The following is a 20,178-nucleotide window of genomic DNA, read 5'->3' as shown; positions in this document are numbered from 1 at the left end:
TAAAGTATAGCAAAATGTTGGTTTGGTTAACATTATTTCTTCTTTAAAGTTAGGAAGCATCTCGGCAGTATTATTTAATTTTCAAATCTTTATATATGTAAAGCATCAAAAACACAAAACTAATACAAAAAAAGATTATCGGAATAGGCATCAGCCCAGTTCCCAAAAGATCCGGATAAGCACTACCATCCAGTAAGCCGCCTTCAATAGCTATTTTCTTTACAAAATCAAGCGACTGCGCAACAAACAACAGAATCAGACCAATTGCGCCACTAATGTAAAAATATCTAAAATACATCATTTTCCTCCCTTTTTTCATTGTTTTATGGTAACATCTTAATAATACCACTAAAATAATGGAAATTGAATAGATAAAATATACTGTAAAAAAGGCTAATACAACACACTAACCAGTATTCCCATTCGATTTATTCAATAATTTCAAATACTCCCTTTGTCCAATAATACACTAAATATACACCCCACACTATCTGTATCAATCCATAATACACTAACCGAAACCACATTAATACCCCCCCCTAAACCATTGCCCCACAATCAATCATCCAACAATACACTAAACTTGGCACAAAACTTGCAATATCATAAACGGGTAGCAAAAATAAATGAATCATATTAGGAGGGAAAAAGATGGTAGGAATTATCCTCGCAACTCACGGTGAATTTGCTGAAGGCATTTTGCAATCCGGAACGATGATTTTCGGAGAACAAGAGAACGTTAAAGCAATCACTTTGATGCCAAGCGAAGGCCCGGAAGATCTTAAAGCTAAGATGGAAGCAGCAATCGCATCCTTCGATAACCAAGATGAAGTACTATTCTTAGTCGATCTTTGGGGAGGAACACCATTCAACCAAGCAAACGGTCTTTACGAACAACACAAAGATAAGTGGGCGATCGTAGCCGGACTGAACTTGCCAATGTTGATTGAAGCTTTCTCATCACGCTTCACAATGGAATCTGCGCATGAAATTGCAGCAGCTATCCAAGCACCAGCTAAAGAAGGCGTTCGCGTCAAACCAGAAGAATTACAACCTCAAGAAGCAGTCACTGAACAAGGCCCGGCAGAAATTACTGCAGTCGGTGACGGTAAAATCGAATTTGTTCTAGCACGTGTCGATTCTCGTTTATTGCATGGCCAAGTAGCCACTGCATGGACAAAATCAACGCACCCAACAAGAATCATTGTCGTGTCAGACGCGGTTTCCAAAGATGATTTACGTAAGAAATTAATCGAGCAAGCAGCACCACCAGGGGTTAAAGCAAACGTTATTCCAGTTAGCAAAATGATTGAGATTTCCAAAGACCCACGTTTTGGCAACACAAAAGCACTTTTATTATTCGAAAATCCTCAAGATGTTTTACGCGCTATTGAAGGCGGCGTAGAAATCGAACAAGTAAACGTTGGTTCTATGGCTCACTCAGTCGGCAAAGTCGTTGTAAGTAAAGTACTTTCAATGGGAGAAGACGACGTGGAAGCCTTCGAAAAACTAAAAGAAAAAGGCGTTAAATTCGACGTACGTAAAGTTCCAAATGACTCAAGTGCAAACATGGAAGACATACTTAAAAAAGCAAAAGCAGAACTAAAGGCAAAATAAAAAAAGTAAAATAGGAGGTTTATTATGTCTGTCATATCAATAGTTTTAGTCGTACTTATTGCATTTCTAGCAGGTATTGAGGGAATCCTAGATGAATTCCAGTTTCACCAACCACTAGTAGCATGTACATTGATTGGATTAGTAACAGGTAACTTAACAGCATGTATCATCCTTGGCGGAACACTTCAAATGATCGCGCTTGGATGGGCAAATATCGGAGCAGCCGTAGCACCAGATGCCGCGCTTGCCTCAGTAGCTTCAGCAATTATATTAGTTTTAGGTGGCCAAGGGGTCGCAGGTATTCCATCTGCAATCGCAATCGCAATTCCACTTGCAGTAGCAGGACTTTTCTTAACTATGATCGTTCGTACATTAGCAGTTCCAATCGTTCACTTGATGGACAGAGCAGCAGAAAAAGGGAATATACGAACCGTCGAATGGCTTCATATCGGCGCAATCTGTATGCAAGGTGTTCGTATCGCAATTCCAGCAGCAGCACTTTTATTCATTCCAGCAGACAGCGTTCAATCGTTCCTAGAAGCAATGCCAGCATGGTTAACAGATGGTATGGCTATCGGTGGAGGAATGGTAGTAGCAGTAGGTTATGCACTTGTTATTAACATGATGGCAACAAAAGAAGTATGGCCGTTCTTCGTTATCGGTTTCGTTGTAGCCGCAATTTCTCAATTAACACTTATCGCAATTGGTGCTCTAGGTGTTGCACTAGCTCTTATTTACCTTAACCTTTCTAAAATGGGTGGCGGTAATTCAAATGGCGGCGGTGGCGGCGGAAACTCGCGCGATCCACTGGGCGACATATTAAACGATTATTAATCAAAAAAGGAGGAGAAGAGAATGGCAGAAAAAATCGAATTGACAAAAGGAGATCGCTTACGCGTAGCATGGCGCTCTACGTTCATTCAAGGTTCTTGGAACTATGAACGTATGCAAAATGGTGGCTGGGCTTTCTCTATGATTCCCGCAATTAAAAAATTATATAAATCAAAAGAAGAACGTTCATCTGCATTAAAACGTCACTTGGAATTCTTCAATACACATCCATACATCGCGTCACCGATTCTTGGTGTAACACTTGCACTAGAAGAAGAACGTGCAAACGGCGCAGAAGTAGATGATGTAGCAATCCAAGGGGTTAAAGTTGGTATGATGGGACCGCTAGCTGGTGTTGGTGACCCAGTATTCTGGTTTACAATCCGTCCAATGTTAGGAGCGCTAGGTGCTTCTCTTGCCTTGAGTGGAAACATTCTTGGGCCAATTTTATTCTTCGTTGCTTGGAACATTATCCGTTGGGGCTTCATGTGGTATACACAAGAATTTGGCTACAAAGCCGGTTCGAAAATCACAGATGACCTTTCTGGTGGCTTACTACAAGACATTACAAAAGGTGCCTCGATACTCGGGATGTTCGTGCTCGCCGCCTTGGTTCAGAGGTGGGTAAATATTCAGTTTGCCCCTATAATCTCGAAAGTTAAACTTGATGAAGGCGCGTATATCGACTGGAGTCACCTTCCACAAGGAGCACAAGGAATCAAAACAGCATTAGAACAACAACAAGCAGGCTTAGCATTATCCGAAATTAAAGTAACAACACTGCAAAATAACTTGGACAACCTAATCCCAGGACTTGCAGCAGTAGCACTTACTTTCCTATGTATGTGGTTGCTTAAGAAGAAAATCAGCCCAATCATTATCATTCTAGGACTGTTCGTAGTAGGTATCGTTGGTCACCTAATCGGACTTCTGTAAAAATAAGCTGATCCAAAAAGAGGCTGGTGCAATTAAAACACTAGCCTCTTTTTGTTTTGAAATATGGTATAATAAGCAAAACAAGCGAAAAGAAATGGAGCGAATACAGTTGGTTCAATCGATTAATACGAAGGTAGACTTAACAATAGATGCCACCGCTTATACAGGACTCACAGATTACGGCAAAATTTTGATTGGCGATAAAGGGTTTGAGTTTTTCAACTCACGCGATGTCCGTAAGTTCATCCAAATCCCTTGGGAAGAAGTAGACCAAGTCATCGTTTCCGTTATGCTAAAAGGCAAGTGGATTCCCCGCTATGCCATCAAAACAAAACGCAACGGCACCTACACATTTGCCTCAAAAAAACCAAAAGATGTCCTGCGCGCAATAAGAGTCTATGTCGATCCGGCCAATATGGTGAGTTCACTTAGTTTCTTTGACGTGATGAAGCGCTCATTCAAGGCCATATTTAGCAAGAAGAAAAAGAAGTAAGCAAGCCCCAATAAAGCCTCAATGGATACTAAATCTGTTGAAGCTTTTTTGCATCATCGCCCAATACATAGTAAAATAAAAGCAATCACGCGAATTAAAAGGGAGGCAGCCAAAATGAAGAAACCAAGAATCTACACCATGTCATTCGCCAGCGTATACCCACTATACATACAAAAAGCCGAGAAGAAAGACCGAACCAAAGCCGAAGTAGACGAAATCATCTTTTGGCTAACCGGTTATGACGAAGCATCCTTACAACAAGTTTTAGATCAGGAAATCGATTTTGAAACATTTTTTGCACAAGCACCGGCAATGAACCCAAACGCATCACTAATTACAGGCGTGATTTGCGGCTACCGCGTCGAAGAAATCGAAGACAAAGTGATGCAACAAGTCCGCTACCTAGACAAACTAATCGACGAACTAGCAAAAGGCAAAACAATGGAAAAAATACTGCGAAAATAAGACCAAAAAAAGAGCCCTGAATTGTTGCTGAGGCTCTTTTTCATTTACGGTGTATCACTTAAAATCCAAGTCAATGTTGACTGATACTTTTCATCTGCGAGTTTCTTGGACTCGGCGGGAACATGCAATTTTATACCTGTAGTCGTACTTTGTTCGCTGTTATCTGTATTATTTCCAAAGGCATTCGTCCAAGTTCCCATCCCTTTTTCTGTATTTGCTGTTAAGATGTTTTGAGGTGTGTTGCTTAGTGTAATGGAGCTGGATGAAACGGCGGGCGCAAAAGAAGTTGGCAAAACAGAGTTCACTTGAGCGTTGGATAGACTTAATTGCGCTCCTCGTAGTTCTTCGCCGTCCGTTGTTTTAAAAGGGGAGCTAGCCAATGACAACTGCCAGCCGCTGTTCGCACCACGATTGTCCGTCACTTGTACGTACGGAGCCACGTATTTCTTCGGTCCAACAGGCTCAGATTTGTCATTAAGGGGTTGAATTTCGGTAAGAAGGGCATAATAATCCTTATCAGAACCAGAAATTTGTTGTTCACCAAAACTGATTTGTGAGGCATAGTCGATTCGCAGTGCGCCTTGACTTGGCGAAACAGTGTCGCTTGGCGTAACAGATGTACTAGGATCAGTCGGATCAATTGGAGTTGTAGTCCCAGAATCATCGGCATAAAACATCACATGTGAATCTGATTGTGCCGCTTCTTCAGCCGCTGATACCAATAAACCGTGACTAGAAAAAGAAGCAAATAAGATGGTGCAGAGAAGACCTATTTTTAGCGATTTCATTGGGATTCTCCTTTCATGAAGAGGTTGGGACAAAACTCAAGATAAAGCAAAACCGCCGAGCCATTTACTTTGGGTAAGACGAAAAATTTTGCTTTACACAAATCGAGCGAAAGCGTTTGTATTCAGGGAGTTTGGTGGAAGCCGGAAGCGGAGCATACTGGTGTATGTGAGAACCGGAAGTCCGCCAAACTCCCTGAATGCGAGCGCTTGTCGCCGATTTACTTGGGTTATGTCCCAGACTCATTTTAAAGATATTATCAGTCTGGTGTGTCAGTTAACGTCCAAGTCAATGTTGTTACATATTTTTCGTCAGCTGCTTTCTTCGTTTCACCAGGTACGCGCAATGTTACGCTGGCATTTTCAGAAGTTTCGTCCGCGCCGATTGTTTTACCAAATGCGTTTGTCCAGACACCCATACCGGAGTTTTCAGGAGCGTTTACCACGTCTTGTGTTAAGCTATTTCCGCTCAAAATAACGGTGCTTGCGTTTGTTGGTTTTGATACGTTTGCTGAGTTCAATGTTGCGTCTTTTAATGTCAGAACGGCGCCAGTTAATTCTTCTGTGCCCGCTTTGAATTGGTCGTTGCTTACTTGTAATTTCCAACCAGCATTTGTTCCGCGGTTATCCGTTACTTGCGCAAAAGTTGGTACGTATTTCTTCGTTACACCATCACTTTGCAAAACTTCGTCATATTTGGCTTTATATGTTGTGTCGCTACCAGAAATAGTTTGTTCACCAAAGTGAATATTAGATACATAATCCAAGCGTAATTTACCAGTTGTAGGTGTTGGAGCGTCAGGATCTGTTGGTGTTACATTGTCACCAGGATTTGTTGGATCAACTGGGTTTGTAGGCGTTGTGCCGTCGTCATCCTTGAAAGTAATATCTGCTTTGGATGTAGTTGAACCTACTTCGGCGGCGAATGACGGGCTGGCATAAATCGCTAAACTTCCTGCTGCAACGATACCTACTAATGCTAATTTGCTAAATTTATTCATGTTTTTTGTTCTCCTTTGTGTTTTGTTTTTTATATAAATAGGTTTGAAAAGTAAACCTGATTTATCACGGGGCATCCTCGAGTGTCCAAATGATTTTTGTGCGGTATTCTTTATTGGCGTAGATCATGCCGGGCTTCATGTCCAGCACGATGGAAGCATCACCTCCCGTATTTAAATCTATTTCTGTCACACCTGATTGCGGATTATTATTAGCAAAAACTTCTGTGGCAGACTGAACGCTAAGCGATGTCAATGTACCGCCATAATCGATGGCTAGAGAATCGGGAAGTGTATCGCCATCTTCTGTTTGTAATGGACTTTCTAGTTGTGCGAATACTTTCCAATTCGAATTTGTCGAACGAGTATCGCTAATTTGAAGTTTCACGGCGGTTTCAGGTGCTATTTTGTGGTTGTTCGAGGTGATTTTTTGTGTGCCGAAAGAGATGGTTTCTGTGACATCGGTGAATTCGAGCGAACCTTGTGTGACGGTGACGGTGATTTGTTTTTCGAGGTTTTTCACTTGTAAGGTGATGGTGTATTGACCTGGAGTGCTTGATAGACCGCCTTTGTCTGTGATGCTTACTTGGTTTGTGATGTCAGCGCCTGTTGTGATGTCCCAAGCTTTTACTTTAGCGTGAGATAAAATGAGGCTGTCTAGCGCGGCGTTACCTGTAGGCACATCTGTTGTTAAAATTTTAAAATTACTAGCTTGAAGCATTGCTTGGTCTGTTTTTGTTGTGTTGGAGTCTGTGATGAAAACAGGGATCGTGATGAGTTTTTCGTTTCCTGCTTGGTCGCGGAGGCTAACGGTTGCGCTGGAATAGCCTACGGAATTTGTGTCGGGTTTCGTTTTGATTGTGTAGGTGATATTTTCTGTGCCCGCATTGTCGTAAGCGTCTGTGACAAGCGTTTTTGCGTCCGTTGTGAATGTGTCGCCGAGAGTGAGGTATTGCGTGAGTGGACTAGCTGTTGGTGCGGTGGTGTCACTGACGATGATAGCTGTAGAATAGGGGCTTATATTGCCTGCTGCGTCCGTTGCTGTTGCGTAATAGGAAAGGTACGGGGAAATGGGCCGTTCGTTAACAGTGAGGCTGTATTGCCCGTTAGAACCTGCTGTTCCAGATGCTAAAATGGCATTATCCAGTACATTGTAAACCGTCACAGTAGAGAGAGGCTCCGCCGTTCCTGTTATGGCAGTGGAAGTATCTTGAATGGGATTTAATGTTGGTGCATCTGGTGCTGTTTCGTCGAGCACTGTTGTCGTATCTGTCTGGGATTTTCCGTTTAAATAACCGTAAGCCGTGACTTCATTACCCGCTTTTAAAAATGTATTTTCAGGCAATGTATAGCTGTATTTCCCGTCCCCATCAGCAATCACGTGATATAAATTCGTGTCATTGAAATCTTGAGAAGCAATGGTTCCCGCTGGAATGGCTGAGTCACCGGATAATCTAACATACGCGCCTGGTGTTGCGACGCCTGTGATGACGTGGCTATTAGTCGCGGTCTTATTGTCGGATAACGACTGGATTGAAATACCGACATCGGGAATACCTTCAAACAATACACGTTTAAAATTTTGCGTACGGAAGTTTTGCGTGAAGCTCGTTTGGGTGGCTAGGTTGATTGAATTTCCAACCGCCGTTGTGACATTGGTTCCAGAATAAGAAATTTTCATGCCGTACATCGGGTTCCAAAGATATGTTTCACCAGTGTCACCGCTTGATCCGATTGCGTTCCATGCCTTGACAGATTGCACGTCGACAACAAGTTTTCCGGCAGCACCGTACATATAAATGAGGCGGCTACTCGCGCTTGTATTATCTAATTGCAAATTAACCCGTTTCGCATCAGCAAATTGAAAAATGGCATTTACGCCAATCCGAATCAAGTTCTTTGTACCAGTTCCATCCGATGTGACATCGAAAGTACCGTCTTTAGCGATGATAAAACTACAATTGTCACCCGTATAAATAGAGGAACCGTAAGATGTCTTTGTATTGCGACTGTTCACAACAAGTTTAGCGCCAGAATCAACTCTGAACGCCGCGCCAGAAGCTACGTAAATCGGATTTCTCCCATCCGTTAGAGCCCCATTTGTCGTCACATTTAATGATGCGTTTTCGTTCACATTGATTTGCGTTCCGGTATTGTTTAGTGTGATACCACCACTTGTACTATCTTGACTTGTCGTAATATTCAAAATTGCGTCGTCATGAATATTTAAATTTCCGTCGATACGGAATGCTGTTGTTCCTTCTTCGCCAGCACTGCCACCACGTGTTAAATCTACGCGCGCATTTTTGGCAATATCCGCTGTACCGTTGTAGCTAAGCCAAATGACCGTAGCATTTTCAGTAGAACCAACATAGTGTGAGTTTTCAAGAAAGTTGATATTGGTGACTTCCAGATTTACTTGGTTTCCTAATGTAATATAAGTCAGTCCGTCAAATGGCGATACATAGCTGTTCACCGAGGAATTGACGACATCGCCAACAATATTCACATCCGCTTCATAAGAACAAGTTAGCTGTGCGCCGGTATATGTCACATTTTCGTACGTTAGTTGCGCACCTTTCTTAGCAGTTCCGCTCAGTCTAAGCGGCCCCCAGTAATTTCGGCCGAACATGGAAATATCTTTAACGACAACATTCACAGGAGTACTACCAAATGTCATCAAATAACCACGACTTCTAAAATCAACAGTATGTCCGTTGCCATCAATCGTTAAACTTCGAGTTGGAATCGCCAAGTTCTGTTCTGCCGCGCTACCCGTTGTATAGTTAGAAAAATTAATGTCATTCATAATCTCAATTTCGGTAATGGCGCTGTTTTTCATAGCGGCCTCTAATGTTAAATAATCCGTTACTTCGGCAACATTCGGAGCAGCCTTTAAGGAGCCCTTTACTTTTGTCGTTTCCGTGGTGTTACGAATGTCAGTCTCAGAAGCTTTGGCAATAGGTGTGAATTGTCGAATGAATACTTGATTTTCCATGACAGGAAGGAGCGCTAACGTGCAGACCAGTGATGTAATCAACAGACGTTGAACCTTCTTCAAAAATGTTCACCTCGTTTTCGTTTCGATAAACCAATCATACTATCAAAAAGAAATCTGTGTTTTTATGGAAAAAAGGACAATTCTGAGTTGGAGGTCGAAAAGTAGGTATTAATACTTGTATTTTTTTAAAAAGAAGCGCATATGGCGATTTTGTTCTGCGGAATTTAGACATTTTGTGAAGATTAACGATGGCATGTTTTTTACGAATTTAGGTATAAAAATATCTAAAAGAAGCCAAAATAGGTATTTTTGTGCCTAAAAAATGTACGTGGTTTGCGCAACCAAGCTTTTAGAAAAAAGCGCAGACTTATTTATAGTAGATAGTTGCGAACGCTAATTAGCTATGATATAATATTTAATCGTGAGTAATTAAAAATTATTCCTTGCTCGTTTCCAGTTTGGAAGTACGCGAAATGCTATGAAAATACTGGAGATAAGGCGTTATTTTAGCGTTTTATCAGAGCCGCTAAGACCACAAGGAGGTGTAAAGAGATGGCAAGAACATATGAAATTATGTACATTATCCGTCCAAACATTGAAGATGAGGCGAAGAAAGCTGTAGTTGAGCGCTTCGACGGCATTTTAACTGACAATGGTGCGGAAATCATCGAATCGAAGGATTGGGGTAAACGTCGTTTGGCTTATGAAATCGAAGACCATAAAGACGGTTTGTACCAAATCACTCGTATTTCTGCGACAACTGCAGATTCTATCAACGAATTTGACCGTTTAGCAAAAATTTCGGATGATATCATTCGTCACATCGTTATCAAAGAAGAAGCTTAATATTCCCCGGGAAATGACCGGATTTTTTACAAAAAACGAGAGGAGGTTGGTTCTACAATGATGAACCGTGTTGTATTAGTTGGTCGTCTGACAAAAGATCCTGAATTGCGTTATACTCCTGCTGGTGTTGCTGTTGCGACTTTTACACTTGCTGTAAACCGTAACTTTACTAACCAAGCTGGCGAACGTGAAGCAGATTTCATCAATTGTGTTGTTTGGAGAAAACCAGCCGAAAACGTTGCGAACTTCCTTAAAAAAGGTAGCTTGGCAGGCGTTGACGGTAAAGTTCAAACACGTAATTATGAAGGTCAAGATGGCAAACGTGTCTATGTAACAGAAATCCTTGCTGAAAGCGTCCAATTCCTAGAGCCTCGCAGTGCAAACGGCGGAGCAAATGGTGGCGGTGGCTACAGCAATAACAGTAACGGTGGTGGACAGCAATCGTCATATAACAGTGGCGGCGGCTTCAACCAACAAAGCGATAATAGCTACGGACAACAACCGCAACAACAACCTCAATCTCAGAGTTACCAAGCGCGTAACACTGATCCATTTGCTAGCGATGGTAAGCCAATCGACATTTCAGATGACGATTTACCGTTCTAATAAATAGAATGAGATAGTAACGTGATTGGATTTTTAATTTGAATAGGAGGGAAACCTAATGGCTGGAGGACGTAGAGGCGGACGCCGTCGTAAAAAGGTATGTTACTTTACTGCGAACGGTATTACGCATATCGATTATAAAGATGTAGAATTATTGAAGAAATTCGTTTCCGAACGTGGAAAAATTCTTCCTCGTCGTGTAACTGGAACTAGCGCTAAATACCAACGTAAATTAACGATTGCTATTAAACGCTCACGCCAAATGGCACTATTACCATTTGTTGCGGAAGAAAAATAAGATTTAATTAGGGCCCCCAGAGATGGGGGTCTTTTTGATAACAAATAAATTTTTACAAATTTAATGTGCAGTATCTTTTTTTATTGTATAATGATGGTAAGGATTACATAAAAAGGGATGTTGGATCAGTAGATGGGGCTACTAATCTGAATAACGTAATCCCAATGTCAAGTCGAGGGGGACAGCTAATGAATGAAGAACGATTTAAGAAAACCTATACACAAGGCAAACTAAATGTCACTGAAATTTGGGTAGATCAAGAAACAGGCGTTCAATATGTATTTCATATGGCAGGATATGCGGGTGGGATGACACCGCTACTAGATGCAGATGGGAAACCTTGCATCGCTGACCTTACGAAAGACGTTTGAAGATAGGGATGAAGTAGGACTATAGAGTAAATAGCATCATACAGGAGGAGAGAGAACTATGGTTACATCTGTTTTACGATATGTTGAGGAACACGGGACATCCATTATCGCCTATTGGAGAGATACGTATTATGTGAAGACGTCGGAATATCAGCGACGCAAGCAAGTGCCTGGATTTTTAGAGGCTAAGGAACAAGAAACGCTGGCTCTTTTTCTAAAAGCACACCAGCAAATTCAAAATGGTCAGATTGATTACACGATTTATGAAGCGATTGGCGAGGATCGATTTGATATTCAGACACCATTTTCTGAACTTGTCGAACTTCCGCAAACGCTATGTACCGCTATTTTAGAATATTTATTTGAGAAAATTAAATCGGGTGATCTGACGATTCCTGATGAGACATTGTTTGACTATATTTTGTTGTTACGGGAGATTGAGACTCGTTTAAGAGACGGCTTGGTGACTGGTTATTTAAAACAAGATGGAGCAGCTGAATTTGGGTCGTTTTAGGGAAAAATAGGCCAGACCTTCGAAAAATAGAGGATTTGGCTTATTTTTGTGTTTTTATTGTTTAACACATTGACGCGAATATGCTTTAAAGGTATGATGTATGTAGATTAAAAATAACATTTCACATATTAAGGGGCTAAATTAAAATCATGTTTTTAAAATCACTTTTGAGAAAGAAACCGTTAGAATCGCTTATTCATAATAAGAGTGAAAGTATTCATTTAAAGAAAATGCTTGGCGCGATGGATCTGATTTTCCTAGGTGTTGGGGCTATCGTTGGAACGGGGATTTTTATTTTACCAGGAACGATTGCGGCGCTTCATTCGGGACCGGCGATTGTTATTTCATTTGTTATCGCAGCGATTGTTTGTGCTTTTGCGGCGCTTTGTTATTCGGAATTTTCTTCGTCTGTACCTGTGGCTGGGAGTGCCTATACTTACGGCTACGTGATTTTCGGGGAACTGATTGCTTGGCTATTAGGTTGGGCGTTGTTGCTTGAATACGGCCTTGCTGTGGCGTCTGTAGCCAGTGGTTGGTCTTCGTACTTCCAGTCGTTACTGTCCGGCTTTAATATTCATATTCCGACGGCGATTTCAGGTGCGTTTAATCCAGAAGCAGGCACGTACGTTAACATTCCGGCGATTGCGATTGTTGCGATTATCGCGTACTTGTTAACACGAGGCATTCGCGAATCGACACGAGTAAATGCGTTTATGGTTATTTTGAAAATTAGTGTTATCTTATTATTCATTCTTGTCGGCGCGTTTTACGTGAAACCAGACAATTGGCAGCCATTTATGCCATTCGGATTTAGTGGTGTATTGAACGGTGCGGCGTTAGTATTCTTCGCGTATTTAGGGTTTGACGCAGTTTCATCAGCCGCTGAAGAAGTAAAAAATCCACAGAAAAATATGCCGATTGGGATTATCGGTTCGCTACTTGTATGCACGGTTTTGTATATCGCCGTTTCGATTGTGTTAACGGGAATCGTGTCTTATCAAGACTTGAACGTTGCTGATCCAGTAGCTTTCGCATTACAAATTATTCATCAAGATTGGATTGCGGGAATCGTTTCACTTGGTGCAGTCGTTGGGATGATTACGGTTATCCTTGTTATGCTGTACGGCGGAACACGTCTGATTTATGCAATGGGTCGCGACGGTTTGCTACCAAGAAGCATGGCAAAAATCGATGAAAAAACGAATGTTCCGATTAAAAGTACATGGGCTTATTCAGTTGTCATCATGTTTTTCGCGGGCGTTGTACCGCTAAACAGGTTGGCAGAATTGGTGAACATGGGTACGTTATTCGCATTCATGATGGTATCAATTGGGATTATCTTTTTGCGACGGAATAAGACAATTACGAATCGTGGTTTTAAAACGCCATTTTATCCGGTATTGCCAATTATATCTTTTGTGATGTGTGTATTCTTGATTACGCGATTATCTGCAGAAACATGGATCGCATGCGGCATTTGGTTTGTATTCGGTTTGATTTGGTATTTCACGTATGGACGAAAGCACAGTTTGTTGAATAAGTAAGAGAAATGGGACCGCGGACAGTATGTTGTTTGCGGTTTTTTGTGTTATAATGGGCCTGAAATTACTATACAAAGTGAGGTTTTGCAGATGCTCGAAAAAGATTATTTAGCGGATATGTATCGTGACCCCTATTTTCCCGATTTCCTTGTAGATAAAATTAAGACGCTTTTAAAAGAAGTGGTGGCGCTCTTAGAGAGTGGTGAATCGGATTTGGAAGTTATTCAAGCTGCGTTTGACAAGGCGACAATTGGTATTAATGAGCTAGAAGAAGAATTTGATGATAATGATAGTGAAATAGAGACGGCGGCGCGTGAATCGATTGGTGAAACGGTGGATTTAATTTTGGTGCATTATAAAGTGGCTATTGATTGTGAAGAGGCTATTCGCGAACGAGAGTGGTAATTGCCTAAACTGTGAAGGAGCGTGGAAAAATGTCAGAAATATCTTTTGAAAGTGGTAAAATTGTAAGCGGTTTGTTGTCGAATTATCAACTTGTGAAAACGTCGGGTGTCATGGCGGTGGATAAGCGAATTCGGTTTCTTATCGCGCAGTTATTTACGAGTGAAAATATTGAAATTAACGCAGAAGCTTTTAAAGAAACGGTCACTTTGTTTAAAAAGCAACTCGGTTTTTTCAACACGCTGGATGGCAATACGCGGGCTTCGTTAGCTGGGCTTTTGCAGGTCAATGGGCAGAATGATGCGGAGACGGTGAAGCGTTTGATTGACCATTATGAGTTATTGATAGAGAGTGGTTTTAAGCGGACGAACTTTACTTATTTTGGTGCGTATTTGTTGCTACGAGCGGATAATCCGCGACGGGTGGCTGAGCGGGCGAAGGCAATTTATGTTTGTTTGCGCAAGCAACATCCGTTTTTAACTGGTGCAGAGGACGTGACTTCGGCTGTTCTGTTGGCGCAATTAGATACGCCGCTATCACCAGAGAAGCTTACGGAGATTAACGAGTATTATTTCACAGAATTTAATCGTGCTGGATTCCGCCGAAGCGATAGCCTGCAATTTTTGGCGGCGACATCGACATTGATTTTCATGGAAAAAGACGCAGAACACGTGAAAAAAGTGATTGCATTGGCTGAGGAGTTAGACCGCGCGAGTGTGAAAGTGCGGCCGATTCATTATGCGACACTTGGTATTTTGGCGTATGTGCGCGATAGTGTAGAGTTGGACGCGTCGTTCTTTGATTTAATTGAAGCGATGCGGGAAGATGCCGGTTTGCGCTGGAATCGGGAGTTTTCGACGGCGATGGCTTTGAGTTTGTATACTGAAGACCAGGCAAGAAACATGACGAAAGAACAAGTCGAGAGCTTGATGGTATCGATTCATGTGCTTATCGCGATTGAGCGTGCGGCAGCGGCGAGTGCAGCAGCGGCAGCAAGTGCGGCAACAGCAGCTAGCAGTGGCTCCTGAGTTATTAATTGACTTAAGCGTGAGGGCGTGTGAAAATAAGAAAGTAAGCGTCACCCAAATAAGATAAAGAGGTGTTTTCCATTGAACAAAATTAATCTTGGTAACAGTGGTTTAGAAGTACCTGAAATCGCGCTAGGTTGCATGCGCATGGCAGATTTGTCAAACGACGATGCCCAAAAAGTAATCCAAACAGCGATGGACGCAGGCATTAATTTCTTCGATCATGCAGACATTTATGGCGGCGGAAAATCAGAAGAAGTTTTCGCAAAAGCGGTTGGAATGAATCCAGCGGTTCGCGAAAAAATGATTTTACAATCTAAATGTGGTATTCGTCCAGGTATGTTTGATTTTTCAAAAGAACATATTTTAGAATCGGTAGATGGCATCTTAAAACGTCTAGACACCGACTATATCGATATTTTATTGCTCCACCGTCCTGATACATTAGTGGAGCCAGAAGAGGTTGCAGAAGCCTTCACGTCGCTTAAGAAGAGCGGTAAAGTGCGCGAGTTCGGCGTTAGTAACCAAAATCCGATGCAAATCGAACTTTTAAGCAAATATGTAGAACAGAAGTTAGTCGCGAATCAACTGCAATTAAGCATTACCAACACAGGCATGATTGACGCGGGACTTAACGTAAACATGAAGATTGACCGTTCTGTAGACCGCGATGGTAGTATTTTAGATTATTGTCGTCTAAAAGACATCACAATCCAAGCTTGGTCGCCATTCCAATTTGGCTTTTTCGAAGGCGTTTTTCTAGATAATCCGAAATTCCCAGAACTAAACAAAGTCATCGACCGCATTGCCGCTGATAAAGGCGTTAAAAACACAGCCATTGCAACAGCATGGATTTTGCGTCACCCAGCGAAGATTCAAACAATCGTTGGAACGATGAATCCGCAACGTTTGCAAGACATCAGCGCAGCATCCGATATTACATTAACAAGACAAGAATGGTATGAAATTTATTTAGCAGCAGGAAATGAATTACCTTAATACGAATCGAAAAAAAGTTAGATGCCATCATCACGCGCATCTAACTTTTTTGTATGGCTAAACCCTGCAATCAAATATTAATTTTCACAGGCAAAACGGCTGTAAATAACTTATCTAAATGCGCCCAATCATAAGGCTCATCGGTATTTCGCGCCCAATGCAAAATCGCACCAATATTCGCCGCGTAAATATACGTCAATAGGTCTGGCGGAAAATCTTCCGATAGCGTCAATTTATCAATATTACTCTCAATATCCCGCTGAAACTCCGCTAAAAAATAATCCGCAATCGTCTTCGAAAACGCCTCATCCTTTTCCTGCTTGTCCAATATCGACTGCAAATCAATAAAAACAATCGAAAATGCCGACTGAAACGGATGGTTAATTCGCTGTTTAATATCCAATGAAAAATACCCTTGAAACTGCTCGCGCAACACGTACACCAACAAATCATACTTATCATAAAAATGCTTATAAAAAGTCGTCCGATGAACCATCGCATTCTCGCAAATACTATTCACCGTTATCGTCGAGAGCTCTTGTTTTTCCAACATCCGTGACAAGGTTTGTGACAACGCTTTCTTCGTTTTTAGCACTCTTAAGTCATTATCGTTCATCGACACTTCCCCTTTTTTGTAGTCTAACTATACAAAGTTAGCATTATGATTCTTACATTTTGCCCCAAAATCCTGTAATATACACTGTATGCTTATAATTATACCGTGAAACGAAGGAGGAAACAAATTAAGTGGCAAATTTACTTTACAAATTAGGACAAACATTTGCTAAACACAAATGGAAAACCATCATTTCATGGTTTGTCGTACTAGGAATTATTGTGGCTGTACTAGCCATAAAAGGGATTAATTTTTCCGATGACATCAAAATGAGTGGTCTAAAATCATTAGATACATCCGATAAAATCGAACAAGAATTCAATCAGGATAGCCAGAAGGGGAGCATCCGCGTTGTTTTCAAAAGCGATCAAGATAAAGGGATTGTAACACCAGAAGCCCAAGCGTCCATCACTAAAGTTTTAGCAGAAATCAAGAAAAACGACGCGAAAATCGAAAGCATTGCCAATCCATACGAAGCAAAAACAATCAGTCCAGACATGACAACGGCTTTCGCAGACATCAACTACAATGTTAGCGCAATGGCAGTAAACGAGAAATCGATTAATAAAGTCAAAACTGCGCTAAAAGACATGGACAACAAACATCTTCAAACCGAGTTGACAGGGAACGTCATGATTTCACCAATGGAAATCGGCGGCTCATCAGAAGCAATCGGTATCGTTGTAGCACTTGTCATCCTAATCATTGCCTTCGGTTCCGTAATCGCAGCAGGACTACCAATTATCACGGCATTACTAAGCTTAGGAACAAGTATCGGCATCATCGCCATCGTCTCAAGCTATGTCGACATGCCAAACGTCACACTGACCTTAGCAGTCATGATCGGTCTAGCCGTAGCAATCGATTACGCCCTATTCATCCTATTTAAATACCGCCAAATTATCCGCACCGAGGAAGACCATCTAAAAGCAATTGGTCTAGCAACAGGAACAGCAGGTAGCGCGGTCATTTTTGCAGGGATTACAGTAATTATCGCTGTTTGCGGTCTATCACTAGTCGGCATTGAATTCCTAACCATCATGGGACTAGCCTCCGCGGTCAGTGTCCTATTCGCGGTCCTTTCCGCACTCGTCTTAATCCCAGCGTTCATCGGCCTACTACACAAAAAAATTAAACCACAAAAAACAAAAGCCGGGAAACCAAACGATAACATTTGGACGAAATTCGTTGTTGGCAAGCCATTCATCGCGTTCCTACTTTCCGTTCTCATTTTAGGCGGTCTAAGTATTCCGTTCGCATCAATGGAACTAGGAATTCCAGATAACGGCGCCAAACCAAACGATTTCACCGAGAAAAAAGCATATGATATTCTATCCGACAAATTCGGCGAAGGTTTCAACGGTCCACTAGTCATTTTGGCAAACGTCAAAGATAAACAGGACGCAGCGAAACTAACCGATGTCACTAAACACATTTCCGAAATGAAAAACGTAGCCATCGTCACACCACCAATGCCAAACAAAGCAGGCGACTACGCACTCATTTCCGTTATTCCAAAAACAGGTCCAACAGACAGCAAAACCTCACAACTCGTTCACGACCTAAGAAGCTACGCCAAAACAACAGATAGCAAATACAATATCAATATGGAAGTCACAGGACAAAGCGCCATCAACATTGACATGTCACAAAAACTAAATGATGCCATCCCTGTTTTTGCTGGAGTTATCGTCGTACTAGCATTCATTTTGCTAACCGTCGTATTCCGCTCACTACTCATTCCATTGATTGCCGTACTAGGATTCGTGCTATCCCTAACCGCAACACTCGGATTCACGACGCTTATCACGCAAGAAGGAGTTTTCAAAGAACTATTTGGCATTAGTACCACCGGCCCAGTTCTAGCCTTCCTGCCAGTCATCACGATCGGCATCCTGTTCGGACTCGCCATGGATTATGAAGTATTCCTGATGTCACGCGTTCACGAAGAATACACACTAACCAAAGACAACACGCATTCCATCAAAACCGGCCTAAGAGAAAGTGGCCCAGTCATTGTCGCTGCCGCCCTAATCATGTTCTCCGTCTTCATCAGCTTTGTCTTCGCACCAGACGCCATGATTAAATCTATCGGTATCGCGCTCGGTTTCGGCGTTCTATTCGACGCATTCGTCGTCCGCCTAACCATCATTCCAGCCCTAACGAAACTATTCGGCAAAGGCTCATGGTACATGCCAAAATGGCTCGACAAAATCCTGCCATCCCTTGACATCGAAGGCCATCACTTAAAAGATAAATAAAAAAAGAAGATTGTTTACACCTCACATTGGGGCGTAAACAATCTTCGTTTTTTTATTAAGAAATAACAACAGCAGTTCCAGAAGCAGTAACCATCAACATGCCGTTGTCTGCGCCGAGCACTTCATAATCAATATCCACGCCAACAACTGCGTTAGCGCCGATCTGTTCTGCGCGAGCTTCCATTTCCCGAATCGCTTCCTCACGAGCACTAATCAGCTCCTGCTCATAGCCTTCCGAGCGTCCGCCGAAGAAGTTCCGCAATCCCGCACCAATATCTTTCACAAAATTAACCCCGGTAATTACTTCACCAAAAACAATTTGTTTATACTCCACAATCTCTTTGCCATTAATGCTCGGTGTTGTTGTAGAAATCATTCCATTACCTCCAAAAATTTCGTCGTTATCCATAAAATATCATAATCGGCGGCAAAACACAAAGAAAGCGCCGAATCCAAGCTCGGCGCCTCATCAAAATCGAATTATTGAACTTCCTTCATCGCATCGTCTAATACTTTTTTCAAAGTTGAAGCAGACGCAGCCATTTGTTGTTTTTCAAGGTCGTTTAGTTTCATTTCAACGACGTGGCGAACACCTTTACGGTTTACAACGGCTGGTGCACCGATGTATACGTCATTTAGACCGTAGTGGCCGTCCATGTATACCGATAGCGGTAAAATCGCATTTTCATTATTAAGAATCGCTCTCGTAATACGTGCCAGTGCCGCAGCAATCCCGTAGAACGTAGCGCCTTTTTTATTAATAATTTCATAAGCGGCATCACGAACACTTACGAAAATCGTGTCCATCGCGCCTTGCTCGTTTTCTTCAATCCATTCTGTAATTGGCAAACCACCAACAGTTGTATGGCTCCAAGCAGGGAATTCCGTATCGCCATGTTCACCAAGAATGTAACCATGGACATTACGCGCATCCACTTTCAAATAATCCGCAATCGACATACGGAAACGCGCAGTATCAAGGCTTGTACCAGAACCAATAACACGTTCCTTAGGCAAACCAGAGAATTTCCAAGTCGCATATGTCAAAATATCAACCGGATTCGACGCAATCAAGAAAATACCGTCAAAACCACTTGCCATAACTTCATCTACGATAGCTTTCATAATACGTATATTACGGCTGACAAGATCCAATCTCGTTTCACCAGGCTTTTGCGCAGTACCCGCTGTTACAACAACAAGGTCCGCGTCATGACAATCGCTATAGTTCGCGGAATAAATCTTTTTAGGCGCTGAGAATGGTACCGCATGACTTAAATCAATCGCATCCCCAATCGTTCTATCCTTATCTATATCAATAATCCCGAATTCTTGCCCAATGTTTAAATTCACACAAGCAAAGGCGTAACTAGAACCAACCGCTCCGTCCCCGACTAAAATGATTTTTTGATGATCTTTCATTTCTAATTCCTCCTTCAAAAAATACAATCTACTAGTACAGTATAACACGATACTTTCATTTGTGAAACCTTGAACGACTTAAAATTAAAAAAGTGTTATATTAAATTTATGAAAACGCTATGATACAGATTTTGGGTGTCTGAAAGCG

General features: G+C 41.9%; 22 protein-coding genes. 15 read left to right on the top strand and 7 right to left on the bottom strand.

Annotated features, from left to right (window positions below; translation table 11 throughout):
• Positions 1-70: 70 nt before the first annotated feature.
• Positions 71-298, bottom strand: coding sequence for a hypothetical protein (locus tag EP57_RS04090; RefSeq protein ID WP_036084459.1), 228 nt, complete (start codon positions 296-298; stop codon positions 71-73).
• 353 nt (positions 299-651) lie between these two features.
• Here EP57_RS04090 and EP57_RS04085 point away from each other — a divergent pair, with 353 nt between their 5' ends.
• The 5 genes from EP57_RS04085 to EP57_RS04065 all read left to right on the top strand — a co-directional run bounded on the left by EP57_RS04085 (position 652) and on the right by EP57_RS04065 (position 4,342).
• Positions 652-1,617: a mannose/fructose/sorbose PTS transporter subunit IIA gene (locus tag EP57_RS04085; protein ID WP_036084458.1), complete on the top strand. Its 966-nt coding sequence runs from the start codon at positions 652-654 to the stop codon at positions 1,615-1,617.
• 24 nt (positions 1,618-1,641) lie between these two features.
• Positions 1,642-2,451, top strand: a complete 810-nt coding sequence (locus EP57_RS04080) for a PTS mannose/fructose/sorbose transporter subunit IIC (RefSeq protein WP_036084457.1) — start codon at positions 1,642-1,644, stop codon at positions 2,449-2,451.
• Between the two features lie 21 nt (positions 2,452-2,472).
• Entirely contained in the window at positions 2,473-3,384 is a 912-nt protein-coding gene (locus tag EP57_RS04075; RefSeq protein WP_036084455.1) for a PTS system mannose/fructose/sorbose family transporter subunit IID, read from the top strand.
• Positions 3,385-3,493: 109 nt separating this feature from the next.
• Complete coding sequence (locus EP57_RS04070) at positions 3,494-3,877, top strand: DUF956 family protein (protein WP_036084454.1); 384 nt, start codon at positions 3,494-3,496, stop codon at positions 3,875-3,877.
• 114 nt (positions 3,878-3,991) lie between these two features.
• Positions 3,992-4,342 (top strand): DUF2200 domain-containing protein, encoded by a 351-nt coding sequence (locus tag EP57_RS04065; protein ID WP_036084452.1) that lies wholly within the window; start codon positions 3,992-3,994, stop codon positions 4,340-4,342.
• A 44-nt stretch (positions 4,343-4,386) separates the two neighbouring features.
• Here the strand turns inward: EP57_RS04065 and EP57_RS04060 are convergent, their stop codons facing one another.
• From EP57_RS04060 to EP57_RS04050, 3 genes are all read right to left on the bottom strand, one after another.
• Positions 4,387-5,130: a WxL domain-containing protein gene (locus EP57_RS04060; protein WP_052167542.1), complete on the bottom strand. Its 744-nt coding sequence runs from the start codon at positions 5,128-5,130 to the stop codon at positions 4,387-4,389.
• Positions 5,131-5,387: 257 nt separating this feature from the next.
• Positions 5,388-6,128: a WxL domain-containing protein gene (locus EP57_RS04055; RefSeq protein WP_036084451.1), complete on the bottom strand. Its 741-nt coding sequence runs from the start codon at positions 6,126-6,128 to the stop codon at positions 5,388-5,390.
• A gap of 64 nt (positions 6,129-6,192) precedes the next feature.
• On the bottom strand, positions 6,193-9,186 hold the full coding sequence (locus tag EP57_RS04050; RefSeq protein WP_114982810.1) for a pectate lyase-like adhesive domain-containing protein: 2,994 nt from the start codon (positions 9,184-9,186) through the stop codon (positions 6,193-6,195).
• A gap of 492 nt (positions 9,187-9,678) precedes the next feature.
• Here EP57_RS04050 and rpsF point away from each other — a divergent pair, with 492 nt between their 5' ends.
• The 9 genes from rpsF to EP57_RS04005 all read left to right on the top strand — a co-directional run bounded on the left by rpsF (position 9,679) and on the right by EP57_RS04005 (position 15,731).
• Positions 9,679-9,972, top strand: coding sequence for a 30S ribosomal protein S6 (rpsF, locus tag EP57_RS04045; protein ID WP_036084450.1), 294 nt, complete (start codon positions 9,679-9,681; stop codon positions 9,970-9,972).
• Between the two features lie 57 nt (positions 9,973-10,029).
• Positions 10,030-10,578 (top strand): single-stranded DNA-binding protein, encoded by a 549-nt coding sequence (ssb, locus tag EP57_RS04040; protein WP_036084448.1) that lies wholly within the window; start codon positions 10,030-10,032, stop codon positions 10,576-10,578.
• 58 nt (positions 10,579-10,636) lie between these two features.
• The gene (gene rpsR, locus EP57_RS04035) at positions 10,637-10,876 is read left to right on the top strand and encodes a 30S ribosomal protein S18 (protein WP_036084446.1); all 240 of its coding nucleotides are present in this window, start codon (positions 10,637-10,639) and stop codon (positions 10,874-10,876) included.
• Between the two features lie 188 nt (positions 10,877-11,064).
• Positions 11,065-11,247: a DUF6440 family protein gene (locus tag EP57_RS04030; protein WP_036084443.1), complete on the top strand. Its 183-nt coding sequence runs from the start codon at positions 11,065-11,067 to the stop codon at positions 11,245-11,247.
• Between the two features lie 58 nt (positions 11,248-11,305).
• The gene (locus EP57_RS04025) at positions 11,306-11,761 is read left to right on the top strand and encodes a hypothetical protein (protein WP_036084441.1); all 456 of its coding nucleotides are present in this window, start codon (positions 11,306-11,308) and stop codon (positions 11,759-11,761) included.
• Positions 11,762-11,910: 149 nt separating this feature from the next.
• Entirely contained in the window at positions 11,911-13,305 is a 1,395-nt protein-coding gene (locus tag EP57_RS04020) for a branched-chain amino acid transporter BcaP (protein WP_036084436.1), read from the top strand.
• Between the two features lie 87 nt (positions 13,306-13,392).
• Positions 13,393-13,707 (top strand): DUF5713 family protein, encoded by a 315-nt coding sequence (locus tag EP57_RS04015; RefSeq protein WP_114982808.1) that lies wholly within the window; start codon positions 13,393-13,395, stop codon positions 13,705-13,707.
• A gap of 29 nt (positions 13,708-13,736) precedes the next feature.
• Positions 13,737-14,732, top strand: coding sequence for a DUF4003 family protein (locus tag EP57_RS04010; RefSeq protein WP_036084433.1), 996 nt, complete (start codon positions 13,737-13,739; stop codon positions 14,730-14,732).
• A gap of 81 nt (positions 14,733-14,813) precedes the next feature.
• Positions 14,814-15,731 carry an aldo/keto reductase gene (locus EP57_RS04005; protein WP_036084432.1) on the top strand — a complete coding sequence of 306 codons (918 nt, stop codon included), beginning with the start codon at positions 14,814-14,816 and terminating at the stop codon, positions 15,729-15,731.
• Positions 15,732-15,801: 70 nt separating this feature from the next.
• Here EP57_RS04005 and EP57_RS04000 read toward each other — a convergent pair whose 3' ends face one another.
• Entirely contained in the window at positions 15,802-16,347 is a 546-nt protein-coding gene (locus EP57_RS04000; RefSeq protein ID WP_036084430.1) for a TetR/AcrR family transcriptional regulator, read from the bottom strand.
• A 131-nt stretch (positions 16,348-16,478) separates the two neighbouring features.
• Here EP57_RS04000 and EP57_RS03995 point away from each other — a divergent pair, with 131 nt between their 5' ends.
• The gene (locus tag EP57_RS03995; protein ID WP_036084428.1) at positions 16,479-18,608 is read left to right on the top strand and encodes an MMPL family transporter; all 2,130 of its coding nucleotides are present in this window, start codon (positions 16,479-16,481) and stop codon (positions 18,606-18,608) included.
• 55 nt (positions 18,609-18,663) lie between these two features.
• Here EP57_RS03995 and EP57_RS03990 read toward each other — a convergent pair whose 3' ends face one another.
• The gene (locus tag EP57_RS03990) at positions 18,664-18,984 is read right to left on the bottom strand and encodes a putative heavy metal-binding protein (protein WP_036084427.1); all 321 of its coding nucleotides are present in this window, start codon (positions 18,982-18,984) and stop codon (positions 18,664-18,666) included.
• 104 nt (positions 18,985-19,088) lie between these two features.
• Entirely contained in the window at positions 19,089-20,030 is a 942-nt protein-coding gene (locus EP57_RS03985) for an L-lactate dehydrogenase (RefSeq protein ID WP_036084426.1), read from the bottom strand.
• Positions 20,031-20,178 lie beyond the last annotated feature (148 nt).

Origin of the sequence: Listeria booriae (assembly GCF_000766865.1) — a bacterium.
Lineage (GTDB): Bacteria > Bacillota > Bacilli > Lactobacillales > Listeriaceae > Listeria_A > Listeria_A booriae.
The sequence above is the reverse complement of the archived record's forward strand: the minus strand, read 5'-3'. Positions and strand labels throughout refer to the sequence as shown.